Source organism: Candidatus Accumulibacter vicinus (assembly GCF_000584955.1).
In the GTDB taxonomy this organism is placed as follows: domain Bacteria; phylum Pseudomonadota; class Gammaproteobacteria; order Burkholderiales; family Rhodocyclaceae; genus Accumulibacter; species Accumulibacter vicinus.
In genome coordinates this window covers 164059-179719 of the sequence record NZ_JDSS02000006.1, presented here as the reverse complement: position 1 = coordinate 179719, position 15661 = coordinate 164059, and the positions used below count along the sequence as shown (strand labels likewise).

18 protein-coding genes are annotated in these 15661 nt (G+C 60.1%); 9 read left to right on the top strand and 9 right to left on the bottom strand.

Going from position 1 to position 15661, the window contains the following annotated elements; genetic code table 11:
- Positions 1-30: 30 nt before the first annotated feature.
- Together CAPSK01_RS01630 and wrbA are read right to left on the bottom strand one after the other, a co-directional pair.
- A complete protein-coding gene (locus CAPSK01_RS01630; RefSeq protein WP_034921424.1) occupies positions 31-375 on the bottom strand; it encodes a DUF2069 domain-containing protein in 345 nt (114 codons plus the stop codon).
- Entirely contained in the window at positions 375-968 is a 594-nt protein-coding gene (gene wrbA, locus CAPSK01_RS01625; protein ID WP_034921667.1) for an NAD(P)H:quinone oxidoreductase, read from the bottom strand. The genes CAPSK01_RS01630 and wrbA overlap by 1 nt, the downstream gene beginning before the upstream one ends.
- Positions 969-990: 22 nt before the next feature.
- Between wrbA and CAPSK01_RS01620 the strand changes: the two genes are divergently transcribed.
- Complete coding sequence (locus CAPSK01_RS01620; protein ID WP_273702867.1) at positions 991-1833, top strand: YihY family inner membrane protein; 843 nt, start codon at positions 991-993, stop codon at positions 1831-1833.
- A 126-nt stretch (positions 1834-1959) separates the two neighbouring features.
- On the opposite strand, the gene CAPSK01_RS01615 is transcribed toward CAPSK01_RS01620, so the two are convergent.
- Positions 1960-3465, bottom strand: coding sequence for a hypothetical protein (locus CAPSK01_RS01615; RefSeq protein WP_034921421.1), 1506 nt, complete (start codon positions 3463-3465; stop codon positions 1960-1962).
- Positions 3466-3774: 309 nt separating this feature from the next.
- Here CAPSK01_RS01615 and rpsP point away from each other — a divergent pair, with 309 nt between their 5' ends.
- Genes rpsP through rplS form a run of 4 tightly spaced genes read left to right on the top strand, consistent with a single transcriptional unit; the run spans position 3775 to position 5778 of the window.
- Complete coding sequence (rpsP, locus tag CAPSK01_RS01610) at positions 3775-4029, top strand: 30S ribosomal protein S16 (RefSeq protein WP_034921418.1); 255 nt, start codon at positions 3775-3777, stop codon at positions 4027-4029.
- A gap of 18 nt (positions 4030-4047) precedes the next feature.
- Complete coding sequence (gene rimM / locus CAPSK01_RS01605) at positions 4048-4602, top strand: ribosome maturation factor RimM (protein WP_273702866.1); 555 nt, start codon at positions 4048-4050, stop codon at positions 4600-4602.
- A complete protein-coding gene (gene trmD / locus CAPSK01_RS01600) occupies positions 4599-5390 on the top strand; it encodes a tRNA (guanosine(37)-N1)-methyltransferase TrmD (RefSeq protein WP_273702865.1) in 792 nt (263 codons plus the stop codon). The genes rimM and trmD overlap by 4 nt, the downstream gene beginning before the upstream one ends.
- 22 nt (positions 5391-5412) lie before the next feature.
- Positions 5413-5778, top strand: coding sequence for a 50S ribosomal protein L19 (rplS, locus tag CAPSK01_RS01595; RefSeq protein ID WP_034918938.1), 366 nt, complete (start codon positions 5413-5415; stop codon positions 5776-5778).
- Positions 5779-5847: 69 nt separating this feature from the next.
- Here rplS and folE2 read toward each other — a convergent pair whose 3' ends face one another.
- From folE2 to CAPSK01_RS01575, 4 genes are read right to left on the bottom strand one after another with little or no spacing between them, the layout of a single operon-like run.
- Entirely contained in the window at positions 5848-6675 is an 828-nt protein-coding gene (gene folE2 / locus CAPSK01_RS01590; RefSeq protein WP_034921416.1) for a GTP cyclohydrolase FolE2, read from the bottom strand.
- 15 nt (positions 6676-6690) lie between these two features.
- Complete coding sequence (gene dxs, locus CAPSK01_RS01585; RefSeq protein WP_034921413.1) at positions 6691-8583, bottom strand: 1-deoxy-D-xylulose-5-phosphate synthase; 1893 nt, start codon at positions 8581-8583, stop codon at positions 6691-6693.
- Positions 8584-8626: 43 nt separating this feature from the next.
- A complete protein-coding gene (locus tag CAPSK01_RS01580; RefSeq protein WP_273702864.1) occupies positions 8627-9550 on the bottom strand; it encodes a polyprenyl synthetase family protein in 924 nt (307 codons plus the stop codon).
- Positions 9547-9834 (bottom strand): exodeoxyribonuclease VII small subunit, encoded by a 288-nt coding sequence (locus CAPSK01_RS01575; protein ID WP_273702863.1) that lies wholly within the window; start codon positions 9832-9834, stop codon positions 9547-9549. The genes CAPSK01_RS01580 and CAPSK01_RS01575 overlap by 4 nt, the downstream gene beginning before the upstream one ends.
- Before the next feature lie 146 nt (positions 9835-9980).
- Here CAPSK01_RS01575 and CAPSK01_RS01570 point away from each other — a divergent pair, with 146 nt between their 5' ends.
- Both CAPSK01_RS01570 and CAPSK01_RS01565 read left to right on the top strand, forming a co-directional pair.
- Positions 9981-11705 (top strand): proline--tRNA ligase, encoded by a 1725-nt coding sequence (locus CAPSK01_RS01570; RefSeq protein WP_034921410.1) that lies wholly within the window; start codon positions 9981-9983, stop codon positions 11703-11705.
- Between the two features lie 11 nt (positions 11706-11716).
- Positions 11717-12295, top strand: coding sequence for a lytic transglycosylase domain-containing protein (locus CAPSK01_RS01565; protein WP_273702862.1), 579 nt, complete (start codon positions 11717-11719; stop codon positions 12293-12295).
- 27 nt (positions 12296-12322) lie between these two features.
- Here the strand turns inward: CAPSK01_RS01565 and ffh are convergent, their stop codons facing one another.
- A complete protein-coding gene (gene ffh, locus CAPSK01_RS01560; protein WP_034921404.1) occupies positions 12323-13678 on the bottom strand; it encodes a signal recognition particle protein in 1356 nt (451 codons plus the stop codon).
- A gap of 30 nt (positions 13679-13708) precedes the next feature.
- Here ffh and ccsA point away from each other — a divergent pair, with 30 nt between their 5' ends.
- Positions 13709-14548, top strand: a complete 840-nt coding sequence (gene ccsA / locus CAPSK01_RS01555) for a cytochrome c biogenesis protein CcsA (RefSeq protein ID WP_034921403.1) — start codon at positions 13709-13711, stop codon at positions 14546-14548.
- A 136-nt stretch (positions 14549-14684) separates the two neighbouring features.
- Positions 14685-15068: a VOC family protein gene (locus CAPSK01_RS01550; RefSeq protein ID WP_034921400.1), complete on the top strand. Its 384-nt coding sequence runs from the start codon at positions 14685-14687 to the stop codon at positions 15066-15068.
- 142 nt (positions 15069-15210) lie between these two features.
- Here the strand turns inward: CAPSK01_RS01550 and CAPSK01_RS01545 are convergent, their stop codons facing one another.
- Entirely contained in the window at positions 15211-15657 is a 447-nt protein-coding gene (locus tag CAPSK01_RS01545) for a glycine zipper 2TM domain-containing protein (protein ID WP_273702861.1), read from the bottom strand.
- Positions 15658-15661 lie beyond the last annotated feature (4 nt).

Below are 15661 nucleotides of genomic sequence, written 5' to 3'. Positions count from 1 at the left end.
CGGCCAGCGCGGAGTGGGCCTGGCGTTGATTCAGCGTGCCGAGGGGCGGGTCAGTCTGGCGCAGGCGACGCTGGCGCCAAAGAAGATCAGCGCCAGGATGGTTTCGGCGATCGCCAGCCACTGCCCAGTACCCTGTTCGGTGGTGGCGCGCACGATGCCTTCAGTGAAATAGAGCAGGATCAGCATCGATGCCCACTGGTACGTATAGCGGCGGCCATGCAGTATCCCGAACAGCGGCGCTAGCAGCGGCAGGCACTTCAGGGCTAGCCAGGAACCGCCGGGCTGGACCGGTGCCAGGCGCAACTCCCAGGCGAGACACAAAAAAATCAGCGCAATCAGGCTGCTGCATGCCATCAGGTAGAGACCGCGGCGCATCAGGTGTCGAGCTTCAGGGCGATGGTCGCGAGTCTTCGTCCCTGCGCGAAAGCGAGACGCCGTTCTTCATCACTGAGTGTCGGGTTGCTTTCGCCACCGGCGACATGGCTGGCGCCATAAGGAGTCCCACCACTGCGAGTGGTGGAAAGTGCCGTCTCGGTATAAGGCAGGCCGATCAGCAGCATGCCGTGATGCAGGAGCGGCAACATCATCGATAGCAGCGTACTCTCCTGTCCGCCATGCTGACTGGCGGTAGAGGTGAACACGCAGGCTGGTTTTCCGGCCAGTATTCCGGCAGACCATTCGGCTGCGGTACTGTCCCAGAAGTACTTCATTGGCGCAGCCATGTTGCCGAATCGGGTTGGGCTGCCGAGTGCCAGCCCAATGCATTCCGCAAGGTCGGCCGCCTCGACATAAGGTGCTCCGGCAGCAGGCACTGCCGGTGCGCGGGTGCTGCACTCCGACGAGACCTTGGGGACGGTACGCAGACGTGCCGTAGCACGCCCGGTTGACTCGATGCCGCGGGCAATCTGCTGAGCCATGGCGCGCACTGAACCATGATGACTGTAGTAAAGAACGAGAATTTCGGACATCACTCTATTTTATAACCACCTTATGTTGACCTCACATTTTCCTTGGCGTCGTTTCGTGGTGCGCGTCTGGCGTCGCTTTGTCGAGGAGAACTTTGATCAGATCAGCGCCAGCCTCGCCTTCACCACGCTGCTTTCATTGGTGCCGCTGGTTGCTGTGGTCCTGAGCATTGTCGCGCTTGTTCCGTTTTTCCCGAGCATGGTTGAGCAGCTGGAGCTTTCTCTGGCCCGCAGCCTGCTGCCGGAGCGTGGCGCCGAGATGATCATCGCTTACATCCTCGAGTTTTCCCAGAAGGCGGCCGAGGTCACTGTGATTGGTTCGCTGGTTTTGGTGGTGACGGTCCTGATGCTGTTGCTGACCATTGAGCGCGCCTTCAATCACGTCTGGTTGGTGCGGGAGACGCGCCCCTGGTGGCGGCGCCTGCGTTTGTTTGCCGCTTTGGTTGCCTTGTGGCCGGTGGTGATTGGTAGCGTGCTGCTGGCCACCTCTTATGCTGTTACCACTTCGCTTGGCGTTCTGGACGAGCCGCCGTGGGTCAGGCAAATCCTGTTCAAGGCACTCGGGTTGGTGGTCGCGAGCTTGTTTCTTGGCGGGCTTTACCATGCTCTTCCCAATACCCGGGTGGCGACGCGCGACGCGGCATGGGCCGGCCTGTTTGCCGCGCTGGGCTTCCTGCTGTTGCAAAAGGGATTCGAGCTGTACCTGTCAAACTTTCCAACCTACACCGCCGTTTACGGTACGTTCGCGACGCTACCGATGTTTCTTTTGTGGCTCTATCTGTCGTGGGCGGTGGTACTGCTGGGTGCGCTGGTTGCGGCGACCCTGCCCGAGTTCAGGGATACTGGAAATCGTCATTCGCCCCCCTAACGGTCATGACTTTTCCAGGTGCCCCCGATCATCAAAGTCATGACCGTTTCCCTCCCTTGCAGGCGCATTCCGGCTTGCACGCCGGAGTCGCTCGATGGGCACGGAGCAGGCTCCGCGACTTTCACATTAAAAAGGGTTCTGTATAGGTGCGATCGACATGATCTCGACGCTGCCGGTTTGTTCTTCAATGCCGGTCCTGCTGACTTCACGCACACTGACGTTGTCGCCCTCGATCAGCAGAAGCAATTTCTCGCGTTCTTTCGGCAAGGTTCCTGTGGCGACCACTAGCGACTGACCGGAACGAAGCTTCGGGATTTCCGGCAGAATAAGAACTCGCAGATACTCGGTTCCCGTATCATGGGAGGGCTGGGCGAGAATGGCCGGGACTGCCTTGGGCGCGAGAATCTGCAAACCGAGTTCAAGATGCTCGGGGTTTTCCGACAAAGCCCAGCGAACTAGGCAAACCTGCCAGTTCTGGTCAGCGTCTGTGCGAATCGCGACCACATTCCCAACCGACAGTACCCCGGTGTTGCCGGAGACATGCATGACGGCATAGCCCTCGGGACTTTCATTGGTCACCATCCACGTCGATACGTTGACACTTGCCGGCGCGCCTTTCTGGCCGAGATGCCACAGTCCATCGATGCCTGAACCGAGGAGTGCGCGGTGGTTCTGTCTGCGGCGAATAAAGCGGCGTTTTCCTAAGTCGCTCCAGCGAGTTGCGAGGCGGCCAAGAACACCGCGTCCGGCTGACGTGCCTGCGAAGTCCGGCAGGTTCAGCTCTGGTGCGGAGATGCCCGCGTCGAGTTGGGCAATCTGAGCCCTGAGCAGGAAGCACAGGCGAACGCATGAAAAACAATCGAGCGGGGCGGTGGGTCGAGAGAGCTTGCGTAGGGCAGAGAAGGCGGCTACGTCGCGCGCGGGATCGATCCAGAAAGTTGCCGAAGTGACGGACAGCTCCGTGGAGATCGGTTCAACCTGATCGGAAAAGCGTTCAAAGTAGTCAGCAAGGAACAGGACTTCCTGTGGCGTCAGTGACGTGGGCTGAGCACAGCCGAGCAGGACTGCCGAATAATAGACGTCCTGCAGCCTGCGCGAGGTGCCTCTCGGGACCGCTGTATCCACCTGCAGACGTCGCGCCCTTGCATAGGTCTGATGCAGCTGCTGCCAGGCGCCAGTGGGGGCTGGACAGGCAATCAGGTGACTAATCATCAGCTGTTGCGCAAGGGCTTGCAGACTTCGCCACAGTGCCAGCTCGGGTGGCCGGGCCAGGGAGGATTCCTCCAGCAGTGCCAGCATATCGTCAGCGAGCATTTGCAGCAGGCCCAGAACGCCATTCACGATGCGGCGTGTCTTGCGTGGTACAGGGAGTACCAGGTCTCTGGTCAGCGACGGGAGCAGGCAGGCGATGACCCGCATGCCGCGCTTGTACATGCGGTCGAGCGCATGAGCGCGTTGTACTGAGGTGACTTGGATCTCGCGTAACGCCTGCAGATGGGATCGCAATATCGGCAGTTCGTCAACCGGCTGCGGTGCCGCTGGCGACGTGAGCCACTGGAGAATGTTTCGTATGTCCATCTGATGCACAGCGTTGCGAACTGTGCCAGCAGGGTTAAAAGCGGTTTCGGTCATCAGCAATCTGCCAAAGGAGTTGGAGTTTGCATCATGCTGCTGTCAGCATGGTCGTTGTCTGGCCTGTGGCAGCACAGGGCAGCTACCGCGGAGCCCAGAAGCATTCCTTAAAATCAGAGCCTTGTGTCACCACTTTGATTAAGCGGATTATACCTGTGAGTGCAAACTGGTGGGCAAGCGAAGTTTCTGTTGCAGTGGTTTCCTGCGCCTGGTGGATCGCTGTCCTCGTGATCGCCGCGACGCTCTGCGCATCTTTTCTTGCTTTCTTGCTATAATTCCATCTTTTTCCTGGATTTGGAAGAGATTGACATGGTTGTTATTCGCCTAGCCCGTGGTGGTGCCAAGAAGCGCCCCTTTTACAATATGGTGGTCGCTGATTCGCGCGCTCGCCGCGATGGCCGCTTCATCGAGCGCATCGGTTTCTACAACCCGCAGGCTGCAGGCAATGAGCGGGGGCTGCACATTGCGGCTGATCGCCTCAGTTACTGGCAGCAGCAGGGTGCCCAGGCTTCGCCGACGGTGACTCGTCTGCTCAAGCAATCGATCAAGGCCGCAGCAGCCTGAGCCTTGGCTGTTGCGTGCGTGCCTGACACGAGCGGAGTGCTTGCCCAGGAATCCCCGCCTGCCGACATCGTTGTCCTCGGCAAGATTGTATCTGCCTCCGGGCTGCAGGGTAGGGTGCGCGTACATCCGTTTGCCGACGATCCGCTGAGCTGGTCGCGACTGACTCACTGGTGGGTTGGTCGGGAGGGCGATGCCCCCAATCTGTGGCGTCAGACGAAACTGCTCAGATGCCAGCTCCGCAACGGTCTGCTGCTTGCCGAGCTCGCGTGCCTGGCCGATCGTACCGCCGCTGAAGCGATGAGCGGCGCTCTGGTTGGCGTGCCGCGTGTAGCCTTGCCGCCGACGGCGGCCGACGAATACTATTGGGCCGACCTCGTTGGTCTGGAAGTACGCAATACTTGCGATCAATCACTGGGTCGGATTCTCGGTTTGATTGAAACGCCGGCCAATACCGTGCTGCGGGTTGGCGATGGCGAGAGTGGCGAAAGACTGTTGCCTTTTGTGGCTGCGATCGTGCTGGATGTGGACCTCGCCGGGCGATGGGTTCGCGTTGACTGGGAAACGGATTGGTGATTGCACCAGAGGTGAGGTCGCTGATTGTTGATGTCGTGACCTTGTTTCCCGAAATGTTTGCCGTGCTCACGCACGCGGGGGTGACGCGCAAGGCGCTGAAAACCGGGCGCTGGAGCCTGAACTTGTGGAATCCGCGTGATTTTACTTGCGACCGGCACCGGAGCGTCGATGATCGTCCGTATGGCGGTGGGCCGGGGATGGTGATGATGCCAGCGCCCATGGAAGCGGCAATCGAGGCGGCACGAGCGCGGCAGCAGGCGCTGGGTGTGCCTGCCAGCCGCGTCATCTGCCTGTCACCGCAGGGCACGCTATTGACCCATGCGCGGGTGCTGCGCATGGCCCAGGCCGATGAAGCACTGCTGCTGGTTTGTGGGCGCTATGAAGGAATTGACGAACGGGTCATCGCACGCTGTGTCGATGAGGAAATTTCCATCGGAGATTTCGTCCTCTCGGGGGGAGAAATTCCGGCGATGGTGCTTCTGGACGCAGTTGTCAGACAGTTGCCAGGGGTGCTCAACGACGCCGAGTCGGCACAACAGGATTCGTTTGTGGCGGGCTTGCTGGATTGCCCGCACTATACGCGGCCCGAGGAATACGCCGGGCTGCGGGTGCCGGAGGTGCTGCTCTCTGGTCACCATGAGGAAATACGACGATGGCGCCTACAGCAGGCGCTGGGTCGGACGTGGCAGCGACGTCCCGAGTTGTTGGCTGGGCGCGCGTTGTCAAAATCGGAAACGCAACTCCTGGTGAAGTTTCAGGAGCAATGCGGTCAGGACAATAAAGCGTAATTCGCTTGCATGGAGTTCAACAATGAATCTGATCGAGCAACTTGAGCAGGAAGAAATCGCCCGTCTGGGCAAGGTCATACCGCCGTTTGCACCGGGCGACACAGTCGTCGTCCAGGTCAAGGTGAAGGAAGGGGCTCGCGAGCGCCTGCAGGCTTACGAAGGCGTGGTGATCGCCAAGCGCAATCGCGGCCTCAATTCCAGTTTCATCGTCCGCAAGGTTTCGTCCGGCGAGGGTGTCGAACGTACCTTTCAGACCTATTCGCCGCTGGTGGCGGCGATTGAAGTGAAGCGTCGCGGTGACGTACGGCGTGCCAAGCTTTACTACCTGCGCGAGCGGTCAGGCAAGTCGGCGCGGATCAAGGAAAAACTGGTCCGTCGGCAGCGCTGAACCCCCCCCACCATCCTGCTGAAACGCGACGAAGTCGGGAGAGACTTCGTCGCATTCTTCGGGGTAGCCTCAAGCGGAAGCCGGAGGAGTCCGCTTGTCGTTTCCGATCAGTGCATAAGCTGAGTGATTGTGGATTGATTCGAAGTTTTCGGACTCGATCACGTAGGCGTCGATACGTTGCTCAGCGTTGAGACGTGCTGCCACATCGCGCACCATATCCTCGACGAACTTCGGATTGTCGTAAGCCCGCTCGGTGACGTATTTTTCATCAGGGCGTTTGAGCAGGCCATACAGATCACAGGAGGCCTCGGCTTCGACGAAGCGAACCAGTTCTTCGATCCACAGGTGATCGTTGATCTGGACGGTGACGGTGACATGAGAGCGCTGGTTGTGAGCGCCACGCTCGGAAATCTGTTTTGAACACGGGCAGAGACTGGCGACCGGGACAGTGACCTTGATCGTAGACTCGATGCGGCCGTGGCAGATCTCGCCAATCAGCGTCACGTCGTAATCCATCAGGCTCTGCACTTCGGAGACCGGCGCCGTCTTGTTGATGAAATACGGAAAGCTCATTTCGATATGGCCGGTTTCGGCTTCCAGCCGGTTGACCATTTCACGCAGCATGGCCGGAAAATTCTCGACCGAAATCTCGCGCTCGTGGCTGTTGAGAATTTCCACGAAACGTGACATGTGGGTGCCCTTGAAGTTGTGCGGAAGGCCGACATACATGTTGAAGATGGCGATCGTATGCTGGATGCCGCCAGATTTGTCAAGCACCTTGACCGGGTGCCGGATGGCCTTGATCCCCACTTTGTTGATGGCGATCTGTCGGGTATCGGTCGAGCCCTGGACGTCGACCATGACGGCGGGGCTGCGTGAGGTTTCGGGTGCGTTCATTGCTGCTCCAGGTAATTATTTTTGGGACGGTGGCATCGACTCGCCCGAATCCGCCGTGCCGTTTTGATGTGCGCGTACTGCACGGACAATTCCTTCGCGGTCGAGTCCGATTTCAGCCAGCAGCAGTGCTTGATCTCCATGTTCGATGAAATGGTCGGGGATTCCCAGCCGCAACAGGCGAACCGAACTGGCGATGTCTTCGAGGACCCGTTCGACCTCTGAGCCGGCACCACCAATCACGGCATTCTCTTCGACGCTGACCAGCAGAGAATGTTCCGCAGCCAGCGCAATGATCAGGTCGCGGTCGATTGGTTTGACAAAGCGCATGTTGGCGACGCTGGCATCGAGCTCTTCGGCGGCAGCGAGAGCCGGCGTCAGCATGCTGCCAAAGGCGAGCAGCGCAACGCCGCTACCGATACGGCGGATTTCGCCCTTGCCCACCGGTAGTCCGACCAGTTCCTTGTCGACGGCCACGCCGGCACCGCTGCCGCGCGGGTAGCGAACCGCACTGGGACCGTCGAGGCGGTAGGCGGTGGTCAGCATCTTGCGACACTCGTCTTCGTCGGACGGGGTCATCACTACCATATTGGGGATGCAGCTCAGGAACGAGAGGTCGAAAGCGCCATGGTGGGTGGGTCCATCGGCGCCGACTAGGCCGCCGCGGTCCAGCGCGAAGACCACTGGCAGATTCTGCAGCGCCACATCATGCACCAGTTGATCGTAGCCGCGCTGCAGGAAGGTCGAGTAGATCGCCAGAACCGGTCGCAGCCCCTCGCAAGCCAGGCCAGCGGCAAAGGTGACGGCATGCTGCTCGGCAATACCGACATCGTAATAGCGGTCAGGGTAGCGTTGGCTGAAGCGCAGCAGGCCGGATCCTTCGCGCATGGCCGGGGTGATGCCGACGAGTTTCGGGTCTGCCGCCGCCATGTCGCAGAGCCAGTCGCCAAAAATCTGCGTGTAACTGGGCTTGGCCCCGCTCGGGCTACCGGCGATCCCGACCTCGGGCTGAAACTTCGAGACCCCGTGGTAGAGAATCGGGTCAACCTCTGCCAGCTTGTAACCCTGCCCCTTCTTGGTGATCACATGCAGGAACTGCGGCCCCTTCAGATTTTTCAGGTTCTGCAGGGTGGGGATCAGCGATTCGAGGTCGTGGCCGTCGATCGGGCCAATATAGTTGAATCCCATTTCCTCGAACAGGGTGCCAGGTGTCAGCATGCCCTTGACGTGTTCCTCGGCGCGTTTGGCGAATTCTCGTAGCGAGGGCGAAAAGTCGAGAATCTTCTCACCTGCCTTGCGAGCGGCATTGAAGCTGCCCCCGGAGAAGAGCCGCGCCAGGTAGCGGTTGAGGGCACCCACCGCAGGTGAGATCGACATGTCGTTGTCGTTGAGCACGACGAGCATGTCGGCGTCCGCCACGCCGGCATTGTTCAGTGCTTCAAAAGCCTGGCCGGCGGACATTGCGCCATCGCCGATGATCGCCACGACCTTGCGCGACTCGCCTTTGATCTTGGCGGCCAGCGCCATGCCAAGGGCAGCCGAGATCGAGGTGGATGAGTGACCGACACCGAAAGTGTCGTACCTGCTTTCGCTGCGCTTTGGAAAACCCGAAACGCCGCCGTGCATTCGCAGCCTGGCCATGCCGGTGCGCCGACCGGTGAGTACCTTGTGCGGGTAGGTCTGGTGGCCGACGTCCCATACCAGGCGATCGTGCGGGGTGTCGAATACATGGTGCAGGGCGACCGTGAGTTCGACCGTGCCGAGGTTCGAAGAAAGATGCCCGCCGGTCCTGGCTACCGATTCCACCAGGAAGCTGCGCAACTCGTCGGCGAGTTGCGGCAGTTGCTTGCGCTCAAGTTTGCGAACCTGCGCAGGATCACAGATGGTGTCGAGGAGAGGGTAACGAGTCATGGGTCGTCCTGCTGAAGCGCTCGGTGGCAGACAGAAGTGGGTCTTAGAACTTGCGCTGAGTGATGAAATCGGTCAGTTCGACCAGCCGCTGAGCGCGTACATCGAAAATGGCGAGGGCTTCGATTGCCTGTTCCCTGAGATCGGCAGCAAACTCACGTGCGCGGTCGAGTCCCATCAAGGTGACATAGGTTGGTTTGTCGGCGGCTGCATCCTTGCCTGCCGTCTTACCCAGCGTCGCTGTGCTGACCGTGCAGTCGAGGATGTCGTCGACGACCTGGAACAGCAGGCCGACGCGTTTTGCAAAGCGATCCAGCGATGCACGTTCTGCAACCGTCAGTGCCTGGCCGCACAGTCCACCGAGCAGCACGGCGGCACGGATCAGGGCACCCGTCTTGAGCGCATGCATCAATTCGAGTTCGGGTTGATTGAGTCGCTTGCCGACTGCCTCAAGGTCGATCGATTGCCCGCCAGCCATGCCACAGGAACCGCTGGCGCGCGCCAGGAGGTGCAACATTTCCAGTTGCCGGCAGGGGTCACCAAAATCCGCGCGCGCCAGCAGTTCGAAAGCTAGCGACTGCAGGCTGTCACCAACCAGCAGAGCGGTTGCCTGGTCGTACTCGACATGGCAGGTTGGTTGGCCGCGGCGCAGCACGTCGTCGTCCATGCACGGCAGGTCATCATGCACCAGCGAGTAGCTATGGATCAGCTCGACGGCGCTGGCGGCGACTGCCAGTCGCTCTGCTGCAGCGTCGGTCAATTCACCGGCAGCGAACACCAGCAATGGGCGCACCCGCTTACCGCCATTCAGGGTGGCGTAGCGCATGGCCTGGTGCAGACGGCCTGGAATGGCCTCGCCGGGCGGCAGGCAGTGGGCAAGCGTTGTTTCCAGTCGATCCTGAACACTGAACATCCAGTCCGGAAAGGACAGCCTGTGGGGATTGGCAGGCTGCAAGGAAGGCGTGCTCATGGCGCCTCTCCGCCTGCCGACTTGAAATCGCGCAGCGTGCCATTCTCGAGAATCTGGATCTGGCGTTCGGCGTCGCTGAGTTGCTGCTGGCAGTGCTGGAGCAGCTCACTACCGCGTCGATATGCGGCCAGCGATTCTTCGAGCGGCAGGCGGCCCTCCTCCATATGCTGAACGATCTGTTCGAGTTCGGCGAGTGCTGCTTCGAATTTCAGTTCACCAACAGCTGTTCCTGCCTTGCCGGAGGTGGCATTGTCTGCAAGGTGCCCGGAGTTTGGTTGTGGCATCGGAAAGGTTCGGCTCAAACTGGCAAAAATAGCCTATTAGTGGGCTTCCGGTCAAATGAAAACATACTTCGTGTGCCACGATTGACATCGCGATTTGGTCGTCTGTCGAGTAAAATCGCGGCTTCATCCCTGCCAAACCAATTCCGATGCGTACCACACGGTTTTTTCTGTCCACGCTCAAAGAAGCGCCCTCTGACGCTGAAGTCATCAGCCACCAGCTGATGCTGCGTGCCGGGATGATCAAACGGCTGGCGGGTGGGATCTATACCTGGATGCCGATCGGGTTGCGCGTGCTGCGCAAGGTCGAGAAGATCATCCGCGAGGAGATGAATGACGCGGGAGCAATCGAGCTGTCGATGCCGGCAGTGCAGCCAGCAGAACTGTGGCAGGAGTCCGGGCGCTGGGAGCAGTATGGCCCTGAACTGCTGCGCTGCAAGGATCGGCACCAGCGCGATTTCGTCATTGGTCCGACGCATGAAGAGGTGATCACCGATATCGTGCGCAGAGAGGTGAAGAGTTATCGCCAGTTGCCCGTGCACTTCTACCAGATACAGGTCAAGTTTCGCGACGAAATCCGGCCGCGTTTCGGTATCATGCGCGGTCGCGAATTTCTGATGAAGGACGGTTACTCGTTCCATAGCAGCTTCGATGACCTGCAGCGCGAATACCGAAACATATTCGACACCTATACGCGGATATTCACGCGTCTCGGACTGAAGTTCCGTGCCGTCGCTGCCGACACGGGTTCGATCGGCGGTACTGGATCACATGAGTTTCACGTCCTGGCGGATTCCGGCGAGGACGCACTGGCGTATTGTCCGGATTCGGATTTTGCTGCCAACGTCGAACTGGCCGAGGCCCTGGCTCCGCCGGATGGACGCTCCGCAGCAACTGTCGACCTGCAGAAGGTTGCCACACCAGATCGTATTCGCTGCGAGGATGTCGCTGCATTCCTCGACATTCCGGTAACCAAGATGGTCAAGGCCATCGCCATCGTGTTGAATGACGCGGCAGAAGGTTCAGGTCGGCTGGCGCTGATCCTGCTGCGCGGTGACCACCAGTTGAACGAACTCAAGGCCCAGAAGACCATCGGCGAGTTCCGTTTCGCGCGCGACGATGAGATCGCTGCAGCCCTTGGCGGCCCGCCTGGCTATATTGGTCCTGTCGGTATTGCCAACATACCGGTCTTCGCCGATCGCAGTGTGGCGGTGATGAGCGACTTCGTTTGCGGCGCCAATGCGCAGGGTTTCCATCTTGTCGGTGTCAACTTCGTTCGCGATCTGGTCGAGCCGACACTGGTCGGCGATTTCCGGAATGTCGTCGCCGGCGACCGGTCGCCGGATGGGCGGGGTACGCTCGAACTGTGTCGGGGCATTGAAGTGGGGCACATCTTCCAGTTGCGCAGCAAGTACGCCGAAGCACTCAAATGCGGCTTTCTCGACGAAAATGGTCAGGGCCGGGTCATGGAAATGGGGTGTTACGGCATTGGCGTGACCCGCGTCGTTGGCGCGGCCATCGAACAGGGGCATGATCAACGCGGCATCATTTTCCCGGCGGCGATTGCGCCGTTCCAGGTGTGCATCGTTCCCATGGCTTATGCCAAGAGCGATGCGGTGCGGGCAGCAGCCGATGCCTTGTACGCCGAACTGATGCACGCCGGTATCGACGTTCTGCTTGACGACCGCAATGAGCGTCCGGGTGTGATGTTCGCCGAAATGGAGCTGATCGGCATCCCACACCGCGTGGTGGTCGGTGAACGCGGACTTGCGGCAGGAAAGTTCGAATACAAGGGCCGGGTCGACGCCGAATCGCAGATGCTGCCGATGACCGAGATCGGCCAGTTCCTGAAGGACCGGCTGTGCGCTGCGTAGCGGTGCTGTTCATGCTCCTGTTGCCAATGGCGGTACACGCCGGGGCGCAGAAGTATGAACCCCTTTCGGCGAGTGTGCAGTCGGCTCTATCGAGAACGGTTTCGGATCGGGCGCCACCAAGGAGCTCGTTTCAGGATTCGATGGAGGCGATCGACTGGCTGACCGAGATGTCACGCCGGCTTGAGAAGCGCATCCCTGACCGTGAAGCCCGTTTCGAATTCCTGCGCTCGGTGCACTACGAAGCGACGCGCGCAGGTCTCGATCCTCAACTGGTACTCGGCCTGATCCAGGTCGAAAGCGGTTTCAAGAAATACGCGGTATCAAGCGCCGGCGCGCGAGGTTTTATGCAGGTGATGCCATTCTGGATCAAGCTCGTCGGAACCGGCGATGACAACCTCTTTCATTTGCGCACCAATCTTCGTTACGGGTGCACCATCCTTCGCCACTATCTCGACATCGAGCGTGGCGACCTCTACCGCGCGCTGGGCCGTTACAATGGCAGCCTTGGCCAGCCCGAATACCCGAACATGGTACGCATGGCCTGGCAGAATCAGTGGTCCTATACGAAGAGCAAGCTGGCGCTACGTTGACCGGGCTGTGAACCGGTACTGCGGGCATCATCGCATCCCCGGCAGCATCCCCTTGATGCCACGCATCAACTGCGCCATGCCCCCTCTGGAGAACTGCTTCATCATTTTCTGTGCCTGTTCGAATTGTTTGAGCAGACGGTTGACCTCCTGCACCTGAACTCCGGCACCCATGGCAATGCGGCGCTTGCGTGCGGCCTTGAGCAACTCGGGCCGGCTGCGCTCGGTGGGGGTCATCGAATTGATAATGCCTTCAATCCTCGCGACCGCCTTTTCCTCGCTGCCTGCCGGTAGCTGACCGGCTCCCTGCGAGAATTGCGCCGGCAGCTTCTCGATCATCGAAGACAGCCCTCCCATCTTGCGCATCTGGCCGATCTGGTCCTTGAAGTCATTGAGATCGAAGCCCTTGCCCGATTTCAGCTTCTTCGCGAACTCAAGCGCCTTTTCTTCGTCGATGCCCTTCTGCGCATCCTCGATCAGCGACAGCACGTCGCCCATGCCAAGGATTCGCGACGCCATTCGCTCCGGGTGAAAGGCTTCGAGGCCCGTCAGTTTTTCGCCGATTCCGGCAAACTTGATCGGTTGGCCAGTGACGTGCCGAACCGAAAGGGCGGCACCCCCACGCGCGTCGCCATCGAGCTTGGTGAGGATGATGCCAGTCAGCGGTAGTGCATCGCTGAACGCCCGCGCGGTATGGATGGCATCCTGACCGAGCATCGCATCGACGACGAAAAGAGTCTCGATGGGCCTGATGGCGGCGTGAATATCGGCAATTTCCTTCATCATTGCCTCGTCGATTGCCAGCCGACCGGCAGTATCCACGAGCAGGACGTCGTGGTAGTGCCGCTTTGCCCAGTCGACCGCCTGGCGTGCGATATCGACCGGCTGGTCGGTCGTCGCCGAGGGAAAGAAATCGGCACCCGCCTGTGCCGCAACCGTTTTCAACTGTTCGATTGCCGCCGGGCGGTAGACGTCGCAGGAAACCACGAGCACCTTTTTTCTTTGCGTCTCGCGCAACATTCTGGCGAGCTTGCCGACCGTGGTGGTCTTGCCGGAACCCTGCAGGCCGGCCATCAGAACGATTGCCGGTGGTTGTGTGGCCAGATTCAGCCCTTTATGAGCCTCGCCCATGAGCTGGGTAAGTTCGCGATGAACGACCCCGACCAGTGCCTGTCCCGGGCTCAGCGAGCCGATCACTTCCTCGCCAACCGCCTTTTCCCGAACGGCGGCGATCAGAGCCTTGACCGCGGGCAAAGCGACATCAGCTTCGAGCAAGGCGAGGCGCACTTCACGCAAGGCATCGGCAATGTTGGATTCGGTCAGGCGTGCTTCGCCACGCAACGTCTTCATGACGCGGGCAAGGCGTTGGGTCAGGTTGTCGAGCATTTGGATTCCAGCTTGGTGTAGACTTTAAGAATGTCAGACATTCTACTTCAGCTTCTGCCGCACGTCCTTGCATCGCTGCTCTACACTGCTCTTGGCATCCATTTCTGGCAGACGCGCTGGCGCGAAAGCACGCAGCCGCGGCTGACCCTGCCGATGCAACCCTGGGAGCGCGCAGCCATCTTCGGTGCTCTGGTGGTGCAGGGCATCGGCCTTTACTCTGGCCTGTTCAGTGCCGGTGGCATGCGCTTCTCATTCAGTTTTGCGCTCTCCCTGATGCTCTGGCTGGCGGTCCTGATCTACTGGCTGGAGAGTTTTCGCGCACGCATGGATGGCCTGCAGCCGATGGTCCTGCCGCTCGCGGCGCTCGCGGCCCTGGCGCCAGCGCTGTTTCCGCAATTGCGTGAGGTGGCCAATGCCAATGCCTGGGGCTTCCAGCTTCATTTTCTGACGGCGATGCTCGCCTACAGTCTATTCACGCTGTCCGCACTGCACGCCGTGTTCATGGGTTTTGCCGAACGTAAGCTGCACCAGCGGGCGGTCACCAGAAGCCTGAGCAGTCTGCCGCCGATCCTGACCATGGAAGCGCTATTGTTTCGCATGATTCTCGTCGCCTTCTGCCTGCTCACGGCCGCGCTGGTCAGTGGGGTGATGTTTTCCGAAGCGATTTTTGGCAAGGCCATGGTTCTCGATCACAAGACCCTGTTTGCCTTCGCCTCGTGGGGAATCTTTGCCGCCTTGCTGGTCGGGCGTCGCGTTTATGGCTGGCGCGGTCGTGTTGCACTGCGCTGGACTCTGGCAGGATTCATGGTGCTGTTCCTGGCGTACATCGGCAGCCGCTTTGTCGCCGAGGTCCTGCTCGGTCGACTATGAATCTGCTGCGCGCGATGGCGGGGTTGCGAGGGCCGGCGCTCATTCGCCGGTGAAGGCCAGGCGGGCGGCCGTCTGACCGTTGCTTTTCGAGTATCCGCGAATATTCTTTTTCAACAGAAAACTGAGGAGCAAGAGCATGGACAAGCCAGGTAACCCGGTGGGATGGTTCGAAATCTACGTTTCCGACATGGCGCGTGCGCGCGTCTTCTATACGACCGTCTTCGGGCGCGAACTGATGGCACTGCCGGAAATCGGAGAAGGTGGCGAGATGTACGCTTTTTCCTGGATTGAAGGCGCAGCGGGCGCAGCCGGTGCGCTGGTTCGGCACCCCATGGCCAGTCCTGGAAAAGGCGGCACGATGGTGTATTTTTCCTGTAACGATGTCTCGGACGAATCTGCTCGTGCCGTGCAGGCGGGTGGTCGCCTCATCCAGCCGAAGATGGCGATCGGGCAGTATGGCCATATCGCCTTGATCGAAGACAGCGAAGGCAACATGATCGGTCTGCACTCGCTGCAATAGAGCGGTTTCGCACAACGCGAGCGCGACCAAAGACTGCGCCCGCGCCGCGGGTATTCATCTGGCCGTCGCTACGTCGGCAACGGCCGTCCAGTTTGGCGTAGAAGCAGGTTCCAGCGTCGCCACTGCGCAGGGTGAGACAGTTTCAGCGTGGAACGACGCGAGCGTTCTCGCCGCTGCCTTCAACATACACCCGCTGACCCTGGCGAAGACCCGGATTGCTCGGCTGTGTCACAGAAATCAGCACGCCGTTGGCCACCCGGACAATGATTTGCTGACCCTGGACAGGCTGCTCGTACTTTTTCTGAACTTCGTTGCCGACGAGCGCGCCGCCGATGGTGCCGAGCACCATGGCCACATCGCGACCGCTGCCGGCACCGATCAGGCTGCCGATCCCGAGGCCAGCCATGCCGCCGACAATGGCGCCAACCCCCATATGGTGATTGCTCGGCAACTGCACCAAGGTGATCTGTTCGATCACACCGTGACGGATTTCCATGGGCTGCTCCGCCTGTATCCCGGGTCCAACGCAGGCGGCCAGGATCAAGGCGAGGGCGAATGCTGACAGGCACGACGAGATTCTCTGAAACATGCTG

What these genes read in the sequence shown, in the direction of transcription:
- CAPSK01_RS01630 (WP_034921424.1), bottom strand. Translation starts at nt 375, where the DNA reads ATGCGCCGCGGTCTCTACCTGATGGCATGCAGCAGCCTGATTGCGCTG.
- wrbA (WP_034921667.1), bottom strand. Translation starts at nt 968, where the DNA reads ATGTCCGAAATTCTCGTTCTTTACTACAGTCATCATGGTTCAGTGCGC.
- CAPSK01_RS01620 (WP_273702867.1), top strand. Translation starts at nt 991, where the DNA reads ATGTTGACCTCACATTTTCCTTGGCGTCGTTTCGTGGTGCGCGTCTGG.
- CAPSK01_RS01615 (WP_034921421.1), bottom strand. Translation starts at nt 3,465, where the DNA reads ATGACCGAAACCGCTTTTAACCCTGCTGGCACAGTTCGCAACGCTGTG.
- rpsP (WP_034921418.1), top strand. Translation starts at nt 3,775, where the DNA reads ATGGTTGTTATTCGCCTAGCCCGTGGTGGTGCCAAGAAGCGCCCCTTT.
- rplS (WP_034918938.1), top strand. Translation starts at nt 5,413, where the DNA reads ATGAATCTGATCGAGCAACTTGAGCAGGAAGAAATCGCCCGTCTGGGC.
- folE2 (WP_034921416.1), bottom strand. Translation starts at nt 6,675, where the DNA reads ATGAACGCACCCGAAACCTCACGCAGCCCCGCCGTCATGGTCGACGTC.
- dxs (WP_034921413.1), bottom strand. Translation starts at nt 8,583, where the DNA reads ATGACTCGTTACCCTCTCCTCGACACCATCTGTGATCCTGCGCAGGTT.
- CAPSK01_RS01580 (WP_273702864.1), bottom strand. Translation starts at nt 9,550, where the DNA reads ATGAGCACGCCTTCCTTGCAGCCTGCCAATCCCCACAGGCTGTCCTTT.
- CAPSK01_RS01575 (WP_273702863.1), bottom strand. Translation starts at nt 9,834, where the DNA reads ATGCCACAACCAAACTCCGGGCACCTTGCAGACAATGCCACCTCCGGC.
- CAPSK01_RS01570 (WP_034921410.1), top strand. Translation starts at nt 9,981, where the DNA reads ATGCGTACCACACGGTTTTTTCTGTCCACGCTCAAAGAAGCGCCCTCT.
- CAPSK01_RS01565 (WP_273702862.1), top strand. Translation starts at nt 11,717, where the DNA reads ATGCTCCTGTTGCCAATGGCGGTACACGCCGGGGCGCAGAAGTATGAA.
- ffh (WP_034921404.1), bottom strand. Translation starts at nt 13,678, where the DNA reads ATGCTCGACAACCTGACCCAACGCCTTGCCCGCGTCATGAAGACGTTG.
- ccsA (WP_034921403.1), top strand. Translation starts at nt 13,709, where the DNA reads ATGTCAGACATTCTACTTCAGCTTCTGCCGCACGTCCTTGCATCGCTG.
- CAPSK01_RS01550 (WP_034921400.1), top strand. Translation starts at nt 14,685, where the DNA reads ATGGACAAGCCAGGTAACCCGGTGGGATGGTTCGAAATCTACGTTTCC.
- CAPSK01_RS01545 (WP_273702861.1), bottom strand. Translation starts at nt 15,657, where the DNA reads ATGTTTCAGAGAATCTCGTCGTGCCTGTCAGCATTCGCCCTCGCCTTG.